Annotated in this window: 15 protein-coding genes; 3 read left to right on the plus strand and 12 right to left on the minus strand. The window is 45.9% G+C overall.

From position 1 onward, the window contains the following. Positions 1-11: 11 nt before the first annotated feature. From R7E42_RS09550 to cls, 3 genes are all read right to left on the minus strand, one after another. Positions 12-917, minus strand: a complete 906-nt coding sequence (locus tag R7E42_RS09550) for an esterase/lipase family protein (protein WP_197687493.1) — start codon at positions 915-917, stop codon at positions 12-14. Positions 918-1,165: 248 nt separating this feature from the next. Then, the gene (locus R7E42_RS09555) at positions 1,166-2,371 is read right to left on the minus strand and encodes a cystathionine beta-lyase (RefSeq protein ID WP_258480947.1); all 1,206 of its coding nucleotides are present in this window, start codon (positions 2,369-2,371) and stop codon (positions 1,166-1,168) included. A gap of 211 nt (positions 2,372-2,582) precedes the next feature. Continuing rightward, complete coding sequence (gene cls / locus R7E42_RS09560; protein ID WP_213898138.1) at positions 2,583-4,037, minus strand: cardiolipin synthase; 1,455 nt, start codon at positions 4,035-4,037, stop codon at positions 2,583-2,585. Between the two features lie 431 nt (positions 4,038-4,468). Here cls and R7E42_RS09565 point away from each other — a divergent pair, with 431 nt between their 5' ends. The 3 genes from R7E42_RS09565 (at position 4,469) to R7E42_RS09575 (ending at position 7,587) form a co-directional block, all read left to right on the plus strand. Beyond that, positions 4,469-5,839, plus strand: a complete 1,371-nt coding sequence (locus R7E42_RS09565; RefSeq protein WP_042522154.1) for a sodium-dependent transporter — start codon at positions 4,469-4,471, stop codon at positions 5,837-5,839. Between the two features lie 82 nt (positions 5,840-5,921). Further along, entirely contained in the window at positions 5,922-6,614 is a 693-nt protein-coding gene (locus R7E42_RS09570) for a TIGR01621 family pseudouridine synthase (protein ID WP_033905107.1), read from the plus strand. A gap of 31 nt (positions 6,615-6,645) precedes the next feature. Next, positions 6,646-7,587 (plus strand): class I SAM-dependent methyltransferase, encoded by a 942-nt coding sequence (locus R7E42_RS09575; RefSeq protein WP_033905108.1) that lies wholly within the window; start codon positions 6,646-6,648, stop codon positions 7,585-7,587. Positions 7,588-7,800: 213 nt separating this feature from the next. Here R7E42_RS09575 and R7E42_RS09580 read toward each other — a convergent pair whose 3' ends face one another. The 9 genes from R7E42_RS09580 to R7E42_RS09620 all read right to left on the minus strand — a co-directional run. Continuing rightward, entirely contained in the window at positions 7,801-8,856 is a 1,056-nt protein-coding gene (locus tag R7E42_RS09580) for a hybrid-cluster NAD(P)-dependent oxidoreductase (RefSeq protein WP_318072603.1), read from the minus strand. Between the two features lie 80 nt (positions 8,857-8,936). Further along, on the minus strand, positions 8,937-10,598 hold the full coding sequence (gene hcp, locus R7E42_RS09585; RefSeq protein WP_318072604.1) for a hydroxylamine reductase: 1,662 nt from the start codon (positions 10,596-10,598) through the stop codon (positions 8,937-8,939). A 174-nt stretch (positions 10,599-10,772) separates the two neighbouring features. Next, positions 10,773-12,302, minus strand: a complete 1,530-nt coding sequence (gene norR / locus R7E42_RS09590) for a nitric oxide reductase transcriptional regulator NorR (protein ID WP_158156179.1) — start codon at positions 12,300-12,302, stop codon at positions 10,773-10,775. A gap of 202 nt (positions 12,303-12,504) precedes the next feature. Then, on the minus strand, positions 12,505-12,984 hold the full coding sequence (locus tag R7E42_RS09595) for a glycine zipper 2TM domain-containing protein (protein ID WP_005386695.1): 480 nt from the start codon (positions 12,982-12,984) through the stop codon (positions 12,505-12,507). A 123-nt stretch (positions 12,985-13,107) separates the two neighbouring features. Then, positions 13,108-13,719: a CDP-alcohol phosphatidyltransferase family protein gene (locus tag R7E42_RS09600; RefSeq protein WP_005386693.1), complete on the minus strand. Its 612-nt coding sequence runs from the start codon at positions 13,717-13,719 to the stop codon at positions 13,108-13,110. Continuing rightward, positions 13,712-14,359, minus strand: coding sequence for an ATP-binding cassette domain-containing protein (locus R7E42_RS09605; RefSeq protein ID WP_318072605.1), 648 nt, complete (start codon positions 14,357-14,359; stop codon positions 13,712-13,714). Before R7E42_RS09605 ends, R7E42_RS09600 begins: the two co-directional genes overlap by 8 nt. Next, a complete protein-coding gene (locus R7E42_RS09610) occupies positions 14,325-16,034 on the minus strand; it encodes an ABC transporter permease (protein ID WP_318072606.1) in 1,710 nt (569 codons plus the stop codon). The genes R7E42_RS09605 and R7E42_RS09610 overlap by 35 nt, the downstream gene beginning before the upstream one ends. Positions 16,035-16,043: 9 nt before the next feature. Then, positions 16,044-17,204 (minus strand): ABC transporter substrate-binding protein, encoded by a 1,161-nt coding sequence (locus tag R7E42_RS09615; protein ID WP_005386688.1) that lies wholly within the window; start codon positions 17,202-17,204, stop codon positions 16,044-16,046. A 435-nt stretch (positions 17,205-17,639) separates the two neighbouring features. Next, positions 17,640-17,801, minus strand: a 162-nt coding sequence (locus tag R7E42_RS09620; RefSeq protein ID WP_318072609.1) for an META domain-containing protein, incomplete at its 5' end; no start/stop codon positions are given.

Genomic DNA, 17,801 nt, shown 5'->3' on the forward strand with positions numbered 1-17,801 from the left:
GTGATTACCTCTTATAAACCTTGAAGTTTGAGACGATTTGCATGTTGGCGATAAAGCGTGACTGGATCGGTTTCAAAAAGATGATGAATACCGAGTAGGCCGTTAATTTCATCCAAATGGTTCATTTGATAATCATCACGTATGACTTTGCCCAAATGTGTGCTGCACGCACCAACTAAGCCATCATTTGGCCCATCAAAGGCTAAGCCAAGTACCATCATGGCAGCATCGGTCGGATCGAAAACGTTTGTAAAAGTGGATGATCCGGTCCATGAGTAGTAATAAACGCCATTTGAAGCCAGCAAGTCACCATTACCACATTCACTGGTAGGGACTCCCTCCGGGTAGTGTTGGTTAAACGCTAATGATCCTTCCGTGGTTAATGCTGCTAGTGAGGCTAAAGGGTCTTGGTCGAGATCAGAACCACCTGATAGAAGATTAATAAGAGTAGTTAAGCCTTGCGCCAGTTTTACCGCGAGCTGCTCACTACCCGAACCCTCAGATACGGTGCCACGAACTAAATCTGCCACTTTAGACCCTTTATTAACGCCTCCTATACTCGTAACTGATGCGACTAGGTCAGGACGGACAGAGGCAACATAGCGCGTTGTTGGACCACCATGACTGTGACCAATGAGATTGACTTTCTCTGCGCCTGTTGCTGCAAGTAAGGTTTCGACTTGAGCAAGCAGTTGCTCCCCTCGAACTTCGCTGCTATTGGTCGCGGATACCTGTGCAACATAAACCGTAGCGCCATCTTTTGTTAAGGAATGTGGTATTCCGAAAAAGTAATCAACGCCTGCCAGGGTATCAAAACCAAACAAACCGTGAACCAGAACAATCGGATACTTGGTTTGGGTATAACCTGTTGCAGCGGATACGGAGGTTATTGGGACGGTAATTAAGGTAAAAAGCATTAGCGCTATAAATTTGAGTTTCAAAACTATCTCCTTGTGGTATGACCTCTTATGAATGATAAAAAGTAGGAGAGAAACTCTAAATTTGGAAAGCCTATTTGTGGCACATTATTTCATTCTGTGACTGCTCAATTGAAAAACAACACAAATGATTAACATTGATTAATAGTTCGGGTGGATGTTAGTTAATTCTAATTAAGTCAGGGAGTTATAAAAACGCCCCGCAATGCAGGGCGATTCAATCATTGTTATAGGGAGACTTCTTTTTCAAGCATTAAGGCATTATAACGCGCAAAACCAGCCTCTAAATCAGCGATCAAGTCATTTACGTCTTCTAAGCCAATATGAATACGAACCAAAGTACCTTCAAAGTGTGGGTGAGCTACGGTTCTCAGACTGTTAAAGCTCTTAGGTTCGTTAGCTAGAATGAGGCTTTCATAACCGCCCCAAGAGTAACCCATACTGAAGTGTTTCATACCATCAAGCAGAGCCGTCGTCGCTTTTGGATAAGACGTTTTGAGAACAAATGAAAACAAGCCGTTTCCACCTGTGAAGTCTCGTTTGAAAAACTCATGGCCAGGATTTGTTTCTAAAGCGGGATGGCGGACATGATCAACTTCTGGGCGAGAAGCGAGCCACTGAGCGACTTTTAAACTGCTTTCTGCGTGCTGTCTTAGGCGAACATCCAACGTGCGAATACCTCGAAGACCTAGGTATGCGTCGTCAGGAGAAACGCACTGACCCATCAGGTAGCTTTGTTCACGAAGCTGATCCCAATACTTTTCAGAAGCCACAGCAGTACCTAGCATGACATCTGAATGTCCAACAATATACTTAGTTGCTGCTTGAATGGAAATGTCTACGCCATGCTCGAAAGGAGAGAAGTTCACGCCTGCTCCCCATGTGTTGTCTAGCATCACGATGATATCTTGCTCGTGGGCAATGCGCGCTAATGTAGGCACATCTTGGACTTCCATGGTTATTGAACCAGGAGACTCCAAGAAAAGGACTTTGGTATTCGGCTGAATCAAGTCTTGGATACCTTCACCGATCATTGGGTCATAATAGGTGGTTTCGATACCCATCTTCTTCATGATGGTGTTACAAAAGTCACGAGTTGGTTCGTAACAAGTGTCCACCATTAGAATGTGATCGCCAGTTTCAACGAAAGAGAGGATGGCGTTTGAAATTGCTGCCGTTCCACAAGGGTAAAGCGCGCAACCAGCTCCACCTTCAATCTCAACCATTGCGTCTTGGAAAGCAAAGTGCGTGTTGGTGCCTCGGCGACCATAAAACAACGTTTTGTTTGCACGATTAATGGTGGCTTGGTTCTTTTCTGCAACGGTATTGAATACCACTGTTGAAGCGCGTTGAACGGGTGGGTTTACAACACCATTTGTCCACTTTTTATCGCGGCCAGCGGTAATGAGTTTGGTTTTTTTTCCCTCTGACATAAAAGTTCCCTGTCTTAAATATTGCGGTTTTGAATATTTAAAACATGGACGACGTAGGTTATGCAAGGGAAAAGTCGACTATCAGCCAATAACAGCCAAGATGAACAGGTAATGATGTCGAGAGGTATCGTGTAGATAGGGAGCTAAAAGAACAAACCTCCAGCAGGATGCATGTAGCGCTGGAGGTTTTTTAGTCGGTGTATTTGAGGTATTAGAGGAGTGGGTTGAAGAGATAGAACACTCGCTCTAAGAACCGAGAAAATAGGCTCCTTTTCTCCCATTCTTCCAATACAACAGTGTGAGATTGCTTAATATAGCTATCTTGTAACCAAGACATTTGCTTGGTGAACTCTTCGTCATCAACGGCGAGGGTCACTTCGAAGTTCAGCCACAAGCTGCGCATATCCATGTTTACGGTGCCAACTAAACAGAATTGGTCGTCAATTACGACAGATTTTGTATGCAGCAAACCACCATAAAACTCATAAATCTTGACCCCTGCACTCAAGAGCTCACTATAAAAAGCGCGTGACGCCCATTGCACCATCATAGAGTCATTTTTATGGGGAATAATGAGTTCAACGTCAATGCCTCGTTGTGCTGTCATCTTTAACGTTTCGAGTAAATCAGCATTGGGCACGAAATATGGTGTTGTGATTCGTACCGAGCGATTGGCTTGGTTTATTGCCAATGTTAATACTTGATAGATCAGATATTCCGGCATACCTGGGCCAGAAGGCACAACCTGAATAGGGTGTTGGAATTCACTCTCATCGATCTTGCATTCAGGTAGTCTTGGTAAATGACGTTCGCCAGTTTCGACTTCCCAATCCCAACAGTGGATGGCACTCAATACGTTTACCGTTGGTCCCGTAATGCGAACCATGATGTCCACCCAATGCCCGACGCCACTGTTTTGCTTGAAGTAAGCCGGGTCAACCAGGTTCATTGAACCGGTATAAGCAATTTCATCATCAATTACGATGATCTTGCGATGTTGGCGAAGATCAAGACGACGTAAGAAAATACGCCACATCTTCACTTCTAGCGCTTGAATAACTTCAATTCCAGCATCCTGCATCATTCGATACCAAGGACTTCTGAAAAAACGTGGACTACCTGCTGAATCGAGCAATAGCTTGACATCTACGCCGCGTTTAGCCGCTTGAATAAGCGCAGAAGCGACAGAGTCAGCCAAACCACCCGGATGCCAAATGTAGAATACCATTCGAATACTGCTCTGCGCGTTTTCGATGTCTTCAATAACGGAATGCAAAATCTCATTAGGTGACTGTTGCAGCGACAATGTATTACCGCTCAATGCGGGAAGACCAAGGCGGTTGTTACAAAGTTCATCAATTCGGTAGATGTGCCTTCCCATCGTTTCTGGGTTGTGCGCGTTACAGTCGTTAAGCTGACTGAACCACTTCTCGAATGGTGTAAACATCTCTTTCGCACGTTCGGCTCGCTTTCTGCCTAAGTTCAGTTCACCGAAGAGGAAATAACATGCGACACCCAGAACGGGAAGGATATAAATGATCATTAGCCAAGCTAAAGACACGCTCACTGCACGGCGCTTTAAAACGACACGAATGGTCACACCTGCGACCAGTAACCAATATAGCCCGATGCCAGCTAAAGTAAGAAAGTGATAAAACTTGTCCATATACGCTCAGAGTAATATGCCCTTCTAGGATATTAAGCATAAAAGTGGGTTGGGGGGAATAGATTTCCCATTTAGACGTGGGATTGACCTTATATGAGGAACGAATTTCATAACAGCTGATTCTGTTATTTTAATGTGAAAAATAAGGCCATTCTTTAACTTTTGAACAAAAAAGCAGCATTTAACCTGCGTAACTCGACACTTGTGCGATAAATGTACTTTTTTGGGGTTCCAATTTTAAAGGGGAGCTGCTTTACTTTCTAGACATAGTGCGTCGAACGCTTATTTTATAAGTGTACAATAATTTTTACATAAACTTTTTAGACGCCTATCTCTATGCATACACAACAAACTAATTTTGGAGAAAAAGCGTGGCTACAACTAATACAGCAGCACCACGTGATACGTGGGGGTCTAAACTAGGCTTCGTAATGGCAGCAGCGGGTTCCGCTGTCGGTTTAGGCAATATATGGAAATTCCCTTACACAGCAGGTGAGAGTGGCGGCGGTGCATTCGTTGCTATCTATCTTATCTTTGTAATTTTTATCGGCTTTAGCGTGATGCTGACAGAGTTCGCTATTGGTCGTAAGACAGGTCTTTCTGCCGTAGGTGCATTCAAAACAACTGACCGACGCTGGACGTTCACTGGCGTTATGGGAGTCTTCAGTGGTCTTTTGATCATGGGCTTCTACCCTGTGGTTGGTGGTTGGGCATTGGCCTACATCTTTAAAGTGGGCGGTGGTCTACTCAGCGCGCCAGAAGCAATTGGCGACAGCTTTGGCGGTTTCATCTCAGATCCGATTCAACCTTTGATGTGGATGGGTGTTTACCTGTTCCTTAATGTCATGATCGTGATGAAAGGGATTTCGGGTGGTATTGAGAAAGCCGGTAAGGTTCTGATGCCGCTTCTGTTCTTAATCCTAATCGTTGTTTCTGTTAAAGGCTTGATGCTGCCAGGTGCAATGGCTGGCCTTGAGTTCTTATTCATGCCGGACTTTTCTAAAGTCGACAGCAACGTAGTTCTTGCTGCACTAGGGCAGGCGTTCTTCTCACTTAGCTTAGGTATGGGTTGTATGATGACGTACGGTTCTTACCTGAAGAAGAAAGAGAACCTAGTTCAAACAACCGGTATGGTTACTGCGATGGATACAGGTGTCGCGATTCTTGCTGGTGTTGCTATGTTCCCAGCAATGTTTGCCTTTGGCATGGAGCCTGCAGCAGGCCCTGGTCTTGTATTCGTTGTCGTTCCTCAGCTATTTGCTGAAATGGGCGGTGTGATTGGGTTGCTATTCGCGTTGCTATTTTTCATCGGTTTGACGGTGGCGGCATTAACTTCTTCAGTATCACTATTGGAAGTTGTCGTGTCTTACCTAATTGACGAGAAAGGCATGAAGCGCTCTAACGCAGTTCTGTCTGCAAGCGCAGTTATGGCGGCATTATGTATTTTTGCGTCACTATCGTTAGGTGGAATGGGACCAACGCTGTTTGGTACCGGTGCCTTTGATATCTTCGACTTGCTAACGGACAAAATCTTCCTAGCGGTTGGTGGTATGTTGGTTTGTATCTTTGCTGGATGGCGCCTAAGCCGTGCTGAGCTAGAAAAAGAGATCACTAATGACGGCGAAGTATCCTTCCCGCTATTTGGATTGTGGTACAACCTAGTTAAATACCTGATTCCTGTTGCGATTGCTATTGTTGCCTTCATGGGGATTAAGTCTGGCTTTGACAGTGGCAAAGGTGAAATCATGCTGCTGGGTATCGCAATCATTGGTCTTGCTGGCATTTTCTCGAAGAAGCTTTAGCAAAGACCTTGGGGGCAAGCCTCGATAGCTTTGTCCGATAACTTATGTATACTGCTGGCTCCAAACGTGGAGCCAGTTTTTTATGTTCGATATTCTACATACCCATCCCGATTTTCTGATCATCAATAAGCATCCTAACGTCTCTGTTCATAAAGACGATGGCGACACAATGCTGCTGCAAGAAGTGGCTAAGCAGAGTGGTGATGAGCATCTCTATCTTATCCATCGCTTGGATAAAATGACATCGGGTATTCTGCTCCTCGGACGCAACGCCAAAGCGGGCAGTGCGTTATCGCAAGCTTTTGCTGACCGCCAAGTGGAAAAGTTCTATCTGGCGATTGGCTCTAAAAAGCCGAAAAAGAAACAAGGTTTGGTCGTTGGTGATATGGAGCGTTCGCGCCGTTCATCATGGAAGCTGGTCAACAGCAAAAATAACCCAGCCGTTACCCAGTTTTTCTCTCTTGCGGCAGAGCCCGGAGAGCGTTTATTTTTATGTAAGCCGCACACTGGTAAAACGCATCAAATCCGCGTGGCATTAAAATCGGTTGGCTCAGGTATTGTTGGCGACCCGATTTACAATGCAGGCAATGAGGCTGATCGCGGTTATCTGCATGCATTTTCACTTTGCTTCCAATACCGAGATGAGCAATATCGCTTTGTTTGCGATCCACGAGAATACAAAGTGCTTGGTAACAAATGGCACAGTGAAATCGTCTCTCAGGGTTTGGATACTTGGCTTTCCCCCTGGGAACTGAACTGGCCTACGATCAAATAACCGTCACAAAGAAAACTAATAAGAGAACTCGATGCAAGCATCACAACTTCCGCTGTTTTTTCAGCATCTAGAAACCGAGCTAGCGCAAGCTCCGAATGAAATTCGTCGACTGTTTCATGGTCGTGGTCGTCGTTTTGAGGGCCTAGAGCAAATCACCTGTGACTGGTTACAAGGTCAGTTGATCATCAACTTGTTTAAAGAAGTCGACGACGTGTTTCTCGCTGAGCTGAAAAGCGGCCTCAATGCGTTGGTACAATCACCACTGTGGGCAGACAAGCAAGGTCGTACTATGGTTATTCAGCACCGTTATGCCGATGGTGCGCCTTCAGAAGTGCTTGTCGGTGAATTAGATGCTCGCCCTGTCGTTGAAGAAAGCGGTTTGAAATACCAATTGGATATTGGCCGCAACCAAAACTTCGGTCTGTTTTTGGACATGCGCTACGGTCGTGATTGGGTACGGGAAAATGCGAAGCATAAAAACGTGCTCAACTTGTTTGCTTACACGTGTGGCTTTTCTGTCGCTGCCATTGCGGGTGGTGCAGATAAAGTGATTAACGTCGACATGGCGAAAGCGTCGTTGTCTAAAGGCCGTGAGAACCACAAGCTAAATGGTCATAACATCAACCAGGTAAGCTTTATGGGGCATGATATCTTTAAATCATGGGGTAAGATTAAGAAATCTGGTCAGTATGACTTGATTATCATCGATCCGCCTTCATTCCAGAAAGGCAGCTTTGCGCTGACTAAAGATTACAAAAAGATTTTACGTCGGTTGCCGGATTTGTTGGCAGACGGTGGTCAAGTGATGGCATGTGTGAACTCGCCATCTGTGACAAGCGACTTCTTGATTGAAAGCATGAAAGAAGAGGCGCCAGAGTTGACATTCCGTGAGCGTCTGGATAACCCGCCAGAGTTTATGGACGTAGACAGCGAAGCAGCATTGAAAGTGTTGTTGTTTAGCGAGAAGCAATGACGACGAAACGAAAGTTGTACCTATCTATAATACCAGCCGTTTGAGTACGGCTGGCATTTCCGCGATACCCCGTCAATCTGAATAGCGAGACGCGAGTGTGATTCAGAGTCTATTATCAGAATGAGTTATTCCTAACACGCTGATATTAGGTTCCTGATCTCGCCTAGGCTCGCCGGAATGACGGGAAACAATAAAAGATCGACACCAGCAGCATTAACCGATCTGCACTTCAAGATCCGCTTCGATGGTTGATGAGCAGGCGAGCACATAGCCTTGTTCAATTTCTTCTGGCGTCAATGTTTCTAGGCTGGTGGAAGAGACGTTGCCTTTACGAACCTTGCATTTACACGAGCCACAAATCCCGCTTCGACAAGCGACGATTAATGGTAAACCTGCGCCTTCGAGCACATCGGCCAGTACCTGACCTTTTTGCGCATCGATGCTTTGAGCAAAATCAGGAACAGAAACGTTAACCGTCTCATCGGAGACCGATGATTCTGCGCCAGTCGCTGGCGTAAAACTCTCTTGGTAGAAGTTCGTCATGTCAAAACCAAGATCATTCAAATAGCCGTGAACATCTTGCATAAACTGGCTTGGACCACACAGGTAAACGGTGCGTTGCTTGAAATCAGGAACAAGCTCTTTAATCCAGTCGGCATTCAAACGACCTTGTGGATGCGACGTTCCTTCGCGGTTTTTCAGCAACAGCTTTAAACGGAAGTTGGGATACACAGCGTCGAACGTTTCTAGCTGGTCGTAGTAAATTGTCTCTTCTGGGCTGCGTGCGATATGAAGAAATGCGATGTCCACATCGTTGTCGTTTCCATCTTGCTCACTCAGCCAGTGTTTTGCCATCGAAAATACGGGCGTGACGCCGCAACCTGCACTGATAAGCAAGGCTCTTGTTTCGCCATCACGTAAAACGGGTGGGTGGTCAATGCAGTTAAATTCGCCCGCTGGTGGTAATGCTTGAACGGTATCACCGAGCAGCAGCGAGTCAACGATGTAGTTCGATACTTTACCGCCAGATACTCGTTTGATGGTGAGTTGAAGGTGATCGTCTTCATTGATCGAGCTGATTGAATAGGCACGAAACTCCATTTTTCCATCAATTTCGACGCCTAAGTTAATAAACTGGCCTGGCTTAAACTGAAACAGAAGTGATTCGGTTAGTTCGGCCAATTTGATGCTGACGGTGTCGTGTGTTTCGAAGTATTTGTCGATGCAACGGAGCGTGACGGGTTGGTTACCTTGCCATTCAAAAAACATAACAATCTCTTTGTTTGTGGCTATTTTTAGTTCGAAATAGATAGCGCCTCCACGTAAGGAGGCGCGAACAAGCAAGTTTATTAAGCTGCTAGGATAGCTTTTAGATCATCCTGAACATTGCCAATACTGCGCATATCGAACTTCTCTTGGATGATGGCGATTAGGTTTGGCGTAAGGAATGCCGGTGCAGTAGGGCCTGTGTAAATGCCTTTCACGCCCAATGCAAATAGCGTTAGCAAGATAACGATCGCTTTTTGCTCGAACCAAGAAAGCACAAGCGTGAGTGGTAGTTCATTGATGTCACAGTCAAACTCTTTCGCCAGTGCAAGTGCAAGCTGGATTGCAGAGTAAGCATCGTTACATTGGCCCACATCCAATAGGCGAGGGATGCCGTTGATATCGCCGAACGTATTCTTGTTGAAGCGGAACTTACCACACGCCAAGGTCAGGATTAGCGTGTCTTCTGGTGCTTCAGCCGTAAAATCGGTGTAGTAGCTGCGTTCCGCTTTATCACCATCACAACCGCCGACTAGGAAGAAGTGTTTGATGTTGCCTTGCTTCACTTGGTCGATAACCGCAGGGGCGGCGTTCATCAGTGCATTGCGACCAAAACCAACCGTGATGTGGTGTTCGATTTCATCGTGTTGGAAACCGTCTTGCGCTAGAGCACATTCAATCACTTGGCTAAAATCATCGCCTTCGATGTGAGCCACACCAGGCCAGCCAACAATGCTACGGGTGAATAGACGGTCTGCGTATTGACCCACATTTGGATTCAACAAGCAGTTTGACGTCATTACGATTGCACCAGGGAAGTTTGCGAATTCTTTCTGTTGGTTTTGCCATGCGCTGCCGTAGTTACCGACAAGATGAGGGTATTTCTTCAGCTCTGGGTAGCCGTGTGCAGGCAGCATTTCACCATTGGTGTAAACGTTGATGCCTTTGCCTTCGGTCTGTTGCAGGATTTTTTCTAGGTCATGCAAATCATGGCCAGAAACAAGAATACATTTACCTTTTACTGGCTTGACGTTCACCGTTGTTGGTTCTGGATGGCCGAAGGTCGTTGTTTCGCCTTGGTCGAGCATTTCCATCACTTTGTAGTTCATCAGGCCAATGCGCATTGAGCAATCAAGTAGTTCACCGAGATCTTCAGGATCAGTACCTAACCACGCCATGATTTCATGGTATTCGGCATAGATATCGTTGTTGGTTTGCTCAAGAACACGTGCGTGCTCCATGTACGCGGCTGCACCTTTAAGGCCGTATAGGCAAAGTAGACGCAGGCCAATCACATCTTCATGTACTTGGTCTTTACCACGGTTAACGGCAACTTGAGGAGCAAAAGCTAAGATCGCTTCTGCGCTATTTGGTAGCTCAAAGTGAGCAACAACAGGGATGTCTGCAACTTCGGTATCAGTAAGCGTTGCTGCCGATATCACTTGCTCTTTTAGCAATGCTTTGTACGTTGCTGCTTGAGAAGTTAGCTCTAGGACACGTTCAGGGTCAAAGTTTACGTTCGTCAATGTAGAGAAAAATGCTTTTGGTGCCCATTGGTTGATTTCATCGTTAATGATGTTGAATTCAAGTGCTTTTGATGCCCAAAAAGAAACCCCTTGCAGTGTGTAAACCAACACGTCTTGCAGGTCAGATACTTCAGAAGTTTTACCACACATACCTTGTGCAAAAGAACAACCTTTAACAGCAGGGGTTTGAATTGTCTGTTCACATTGAATACAGAACATATTGGGTTCTCCAGTGATTGTTTTAATAGTCGTGATGTTGACCGCTAGAGAGCAGAATGTGTGCCAATTTTTATTTTGTTGATTTATATAGGATTTTATTGTTTTTAGGCGAATGATTGATGTAATTAAGACAACGGGGGTGATGTCTTAATTACATCGGCTTCTTGTGGTTGGTTATTTATTGATCCCGAGCTTTTTACCCATCCGATATAAGTTCCCGCGATCCATTTGTAAAAACTCCGCTGCTTTTGCCCAAACGCCACCAGTTTGGCTCAAAGCATGTTCAATTAAATCACGCTGATAACTTTCTATTAGCTCTCGCATTGGTTGGCTTTCTTTAGGCAGATAATGCGATGTGTTTTTTACATCATCGAGAGCCAATGAGGTGTCGAAATGGTTAAGCATGATCGTGCTTGCGCCTTGTTGAATGGCGTGTAAAGCCGCGCGAGTTAAAGTGTGTTCGAGCTCGCGCACGTTTCCGTACCAAGGTAAAAATTCCAATTGAGTCAACACTTTAGGGTGAACGTGCAGATTGGGAGCATTGAATTGTTGGCGTACTTTTTCCAACAAATATCCTGCTAAAACGGGAATATCCCCGTCACGGGCACGCAGTGGGGGGACTTGGATTGGGAACACGTTCAAACGGTGGAAAAGGTCTGCTCGAAACGTGCCAGATTCGACCTCTTTTTCTAGTTGTCGATTGGTCGCGGCGATGATGCGCACATTGACCATCAAATGCTGATCGCTACCCACACGTTGCAGCTCGCCTTGCTGAATTACGCGCAGCAATTTTGCTTGCAAAATCATAGGCAGTTCGCCCACTTCATCAAGGAAAATCGTTCCACCGTCTGCCAGTTCAAACTTACCGGCACGGTGGCTATTAGCACCTGTAAATGCGCCTTTGACATGGCCAAATAGTTCACTCTCAGCCAGACCTTCAGGCAGGGCCGCACAGTTGACGTAAATCATCGGCTTATCGCTACGATGAGATTGCGCGTGTACCGAGTGCGCGACCAGTTCTTTACCAGTTCCGGTTTCTCCTAAGATAAGTACCGCGTAATCTGATTGAGAAACGGTCGCAATGTTGTTTCGTAACTGGTTGATCTGCGGACTCAAACCCACCATTTCGCCATGTTGAGAACGGGCTTGCTGGATAAGGGTTTGAGTGACACTTTTTTGCTTCTGGTTTTGTGTTTTGAGTGCTTTTAATTGCGCAATGTTACGCAATGTCGCAGCGGTCAAAGCTGCAAAGGTTTCGATAGCGACAGGATCGATGTCATCAAACGCGCCCACCGTTAGGGCATCCATCGTTAGTGCACCAACAAGTTGGCCTTGGACATACAAGCTAAAGCCCATGCAATCATGAACATCAATGCACTGGTCTTCGGTTAATAGTGTGCCGTCAAAAGGATCCGGCAGTGAACAATCGGCATCGAAACGCACCGGTTCACGGCTATGAATAATGGCATCTAAGCGAGGGTGCGCCTTGGGGAAATAGCGACGACCTAAGACCGAGCTGGATAAGCCTTTTACCGCGACAGGAGTTAGAAAACCATCCTCATCGAAGATAAACAGGCAGCTCGCATCACATGGGAATACTTGCGCGACCCCATCAATGAGATTTTGATATTGCTGCTCGTGAGAGCGATTTGAGCTGAGGTTTAGCGCGATATTAAGGAGTACGTGGTCAACAGTCGGAGTCATAACAAGCCCAAAGTTATCTGGAATGGGCTCATGCTAGCAACTTGATGTCATTTGAACATCGAAAGGTGTGGGAGATTGATGTTCCATTGACGACGATCAAGTTTGATACGAAAAGAAACGCGCAAGTTAACAAGCCAGTGATGTAAGCTTGCGCGGGTTAGGTGTTTGAATTAAAGCAGGCCAAAGGTTTGGTTCGTCCGAATTAACGAGGAACGACTCTAGCGTCATTACCAGAAACATTGATTTGGACCGCTTGGCCTGGTTGGAAAATCATGTTTGGATTTGCTTCTTGAACAATAGAGATAATCTTTCCGTCCTCTAAACGAATGGTCAGATTCACGCCATTTCTTTTCGCGGTTGCTTCAGCCGCTTTGCTGCCTGCATAGCCACCCAATAGACCACCACCAATGGCAGCGATATCCGAGCCAGAACCGCCCCCAACTTTTGAGCCTAAGATCCCGCCCACGGCAGCACCAGCGATGGTGCCAATGGCATTGGATTGGGTAGAGGCATCAATGGTTACGGGTTCTACTTTTTCTACTGTGCCGTAGTAAACCTGCTGAACTTTGCGAGTGTCGGATGAGCCGTATGCATCTCCGTACGGGTTAGGTGAGCTACAGCCGCCAAGCACGAGCGCACAAGTAATGGTGAGCAACATGCCTAAATTGATCTGTTTTTTCATATAGCCTCCGAATGGTTTCTTCATTCAAAGAGTATATACCCCAATTTAACCTGCGTTTTGGTGCTTTATAAAACAGTGGCTTAGCGGCCTGTCCCTTAAGGAAACGCGATTGTCTAAGCAGTATTAATGATCGTTAAGCGTATGAAACCCTGAATAAATACGTGTAAAAGTAGTAAACCAGCATGCCGCGCCAAAGATATACGCGATGACGGCAAAGTGTTGCGGTAGCAAACAAAATAAAACCAAGCAGCCAATGGTTTCTGTACCTTCGGTTAAGCCGCTCATGTAGTAAAGCGATTTGTTTTTATATACCGGATTATCGATGCCTTGTTTTCCTGCCATGATGGCAAAAGCCAAAAAGCTACTACCAGTGCCGATGAAGGAAAAAATCAAAAATGCGCCTGCAACGGCATTGTGTTCTGGGTTGGCAAGCACAAAGCCAAAAGGAATCAACGAATAGAACAAAAAATCTAAGCTGATATCAAGAAAGCCACCCGCATCGGTAATGCCTTGAATCCTTGCCAGTGCACCGTCTAACCCATCACAGATTCTGTTCAGCAAAATAAACAGCAACGCCAACAAGTACTGTTCGGCGATCAAAGCAGGCAGGGCAAAACAGCCAAGCACAAAACCAAATACTGTCGTCTGATTTGCGGTGATGCCACATTTATCGATATATGTCGCACTGAGTGCCAGCGGTTTGCGGATGAGCTTTATACTCAGGCTATCAAGCATGACTTGTCTCCCACGGCCAGTTTAGGCAGCGGCTGCCATCAGGGATATCATCTTCATCGTGCGTTACCATCAAAGTAGGAATGTTCGCTTGCTGCAATTGTTCGACCACCCAATTGCGAAATTGTACACGCAGGTCTTTATCCAACTTGCTATAGGGCTCATCAAGTAGCGCAACTTTCGGCTTTGCTAGCAGCATACGAGTCAATGAAATACGGGCGCGTTGCCCTCCCGAAATTTGGTCAGGAAAGGACTCTGCTAGTTTGGTCAATGAAATGTTCTTCAGCGCTTGCATAGCGTGAGCTTTACGCTCTTCACCTTTGATTGAGTTTGGTAGCGCGAAGGCAAGGTTCTCCCACACCGTTAAATGAGGGAAGAGCAAATCTTCTTGGAATAGAATACCGACCTGACGCTTATGGGCAGGGAGGGCATCCAACTTTTCGTTATCAAGCGTAATGGATCCAGAGTAGTTGAACTCGGCGGATAGGTGCCCGGCAATGGCATCCAACAAAGTGGATTTACCACAACCACTTGGTCCCATCAGAGTAACAATTTCACCTTTCTCTACGGTCATGTTGAACGCTGGAAAAAGCGCGTCACCATTGGTTTTACGAATGGCGAGGTTTTCGAGACAAAGACTCATTCAGTAGTAAACCTTTTATAGACAAGCGGCGATACTTCCTGTGCAAGTGGCTAAGCAGTATCGCAAAAGAGAAGAACAAGAATGGCAGCAGAGCTTGCCAAATGGCGTAAATAGCGGTGACACGTCGGTCAAAACCACTGGATAGTGCAACGGCTTCGGTTGTGATGGTGCTAATGCGCCCAGCCCCTAGCACTAATGTAGGTAGGTATTGCGCTAGGCTGACACTAATACCGACAGCCCACGCGAATGCAATTGCAGGCAGGAGGATTGGCAGTTTCACTTTTAACCAAGCTTGCATCGGTGTTTTACCCAAGCTGAGTGCGACGCGAGTTAAGCTGTTATCGAAGCTGCGCCACGGCCCGTCTAGCGAGAGGTAAATAAATGGGAATGCGAAGAACACATGCGCCCAGCATACCCAAAAGAAATGCGCGTTACTGTTTAAGTACAGTGTTACCACTTGCATACCGAATAGCACCGATAATTGAGGAATCAGCATCGGGATGGCGATGATGTAACCGGGTACCTGCCAGCGATAACGAAGGCGATACTCATGTGCTATTAAAGCAAGAACTAGCGCGATAGTCGCGCTGATCAGGGCGATTGACATACTTTGCTCTAGAGTCCCTAGACTACTGTGCCATTCGTATTCCCAAAAACGCAGGCTGTAACGGCTTGGGAGCAAATCTGGAAAGCGCCAACGTTGAGCAAAGCTCCACAGCACCATGAGTGGAATCATTAGAAGTGCAAGTAGCGCAATCAGTGAAAATAGGGTTTTACCGGGTAAACGAAACCCGTTTCGACCAGAGTACTGCCAGCGTTTGAAGCCTTTGGTCGTTAACCATTCCACCAATCGAGCGAAACCAATCAAAAGACTAGCCATCACAAACAGTATTACTGCCCCAGCGGCCGCTCTTGGTAGGAGAGATAAATCTGGATCGTTAAACCATTGCCATACCAAAACCGCAAACGTCGGCGGGTTGGTAGGGCCAATAATCAGGGCGACATCGACAACGGACAAACTGTAAGCCAATACCGCCAGCATTGGGAAACGAAGTTTTGCTAACCATTGCGGAAATACGCATTTCCACCACGCTTGCGCCGAACTATAGCCCATCGAGTGACTGACTTTTTCAACCTTATCGACTTTCAATTGCTGAAGGATCGGAATACTCATCAACAATAAAAACGGCACTTCTTTAATCGCTAGCATGATGACCAAACCGAGTGCATGTGGGTCTTTAATCAGCAATGCTAAGTCATTCACCGTTTGTGCATTCGGGTCGTAACCAAACAGTTGGTTGAGAACACGAACGCCCATACCCGTAGGGGCAAATAAGAACGCAAAGCCAATGGCAAACGCGACGTGCGGCATAGCGAGAAGTGGGGAAAGGCTAACTTCAATTTTTCGCCAAAACTTGCTGCCCCAAGACGCCTGTAGAATGGCAAACGTGATGAAGCAAGCCAAGTAGCTACTGAAAATGGCGGAGTAGAAAGTAAGCCCGATGGATGTCCAAACACCTTCCCAATCAAAGACGGCATTGAAGCCATCAAAAGAAAAGTGGTGTAGACCGATAGGAGGTACATAACCGAGCGCAGAGACCACCACTCCAAATAGTCCCGGAATGGTAGGCAAAATACAAACTGCGATAATGACTAAATACAGCGCTCTTAACATGGATTCTTACTAATTCCCGTAGCGTTTCAACCATTCTTTTTCTAACGCCGCTTGCCAACTTGGATGTGGCTCAGCGATAGATTTGAATTGTTGAGTGTTTTTGGCCGAACCAGTTAGGTATTGGTTGCTTAGTACCGAAGGGTCGCCCCAGATGTTTAGGTTACCTTTGCGAGACTGTGCTTCAGGGCTCAATAAAAAGTTTATCGCAACTTGTGCACCAGCACTGGCATTTGTGTTCCAAGGAATCGCTAAAAAGTGGATATTTGAGAGTGCTCCTGCGTCCATTGCGTACGCTTTGGTGCTCTCTGCAAGATTACCGCTCGACTGCGCAGAGAAAACCGCGTTCGGGTTAAAGGTAATCGCCAGGTCAGTCTGACCATCATCTAGTAGCTGAAGGGTTTCTGCTGTACCGCCTGGAAACTGCTTACCACCGCGCCAAGCGACTTTATGGAACTCATCTAGATAAGACCACAGCGGTTGAGTGACTTGCTCAAACGTGTCATCGGTAGCTGGTTGTTGCAGCTCAGGGGCGTTGTTAGACAGTTCAATGAGTAACGCTTTGATAAAGCTTGTGCCATGAAACTCTGGTGGTCGAGGGTAAGTCAGGCGATTCGGGAACGCTTTTGCATAGCTCAGCATTTCTGCGAATGATTTTGGAGGGTTATGGAGGGTTTGCTCGTCATGGATAAACACTAATTGTCCTACTCCCCAAGGTGCTTCTAGACCTTCTGTTGGCTCGGAGAAGTCCACATCAATTGGTAGAGATTTATCCACATATTGCCAGCTTGGCAAACCTTCGACAAAAGGACCAAATAGCAATTGGTTATCCTTCATTGATTTGAAGTTTTCGCCATTGATCCAAACCATATCAACACTACCACCGCTGTTTTTGCCTGCCGCTTTTTCTGCGATAAGTCGAGTAGTGGTCTCAGAAATATCAGTTACTTTAACGTGGTTTAGCGTCACGTTATAACGTGATTTTAGCTCTCTACTCGCCCACTGTATGTAGCGATTAATTTCTTGGCTCCCGCCCCAAGCATGAAAGTAGACGGATTGCCCGTCGGCTTGCTGTTCGATTTTTTGCCATTCACTATTCACTGATGAATCGGCAAAAGAAGGTGTCGCAAAAGTCGTGGCTAAAATGCCAATGCTGCTGAGTAGCTTTTTCATATCTATTCCGTGTTATGTCTTTTGGTTCTTGCTTTCGTTTCTATTGACGTTTTCGCAAGTCGTTCCGCTCTGTTACAAGGATAGTAATTCATCTCTCTCTATTATCAATGCCAATCCCAAACGGAATCACTCATTGATTCAAAGAATTACTCTCAATGTGAAGCAAAACGAAGAAAGGACAAATTTGGTGTCATTTTAGGAGCGGACCGTTTGTTTGAGGATATTCTTTCAAGTAATTGAAAATTATTGTCCCCAGAGATATGAATAGGTTGTTTTACAGAGCAAAATTGATGTCTAAAGCATGGAATTGAGGGCGAAAAGAGAAAGAAAGTTGGCCATTTAAATGACTTTAGCATGCATGACTAACGATTCATCGATGTAAAAAAAGCAGCCGTTTGGCTGCTTTAAGATACTATCTGGTTTACTTAGTTGGGATTAGTTTACCCAGTCACGTAGTGTAAACGTCAATTCGTGATCGGCACTTTTCAGAACAAGACCATCTTTAGTTAGCGTGATATCGCTCCAGTTAGATAGTGTTTGTGTCATTGCGTTTTCGATCTTCATTTGATCTTCCATACACATCTTCATGGTCATGCC

This window comes from Vibrio sp. Vb1337, assembly GCF_033338715.1.
GTDB classification, from domain to species: domain Bacteria; phylum Pseudomonadota; class Gammaproteobacteria; order Enterobacterales; family Vibrionaceae; genus Vibrio; species Vibrio alginolyticus.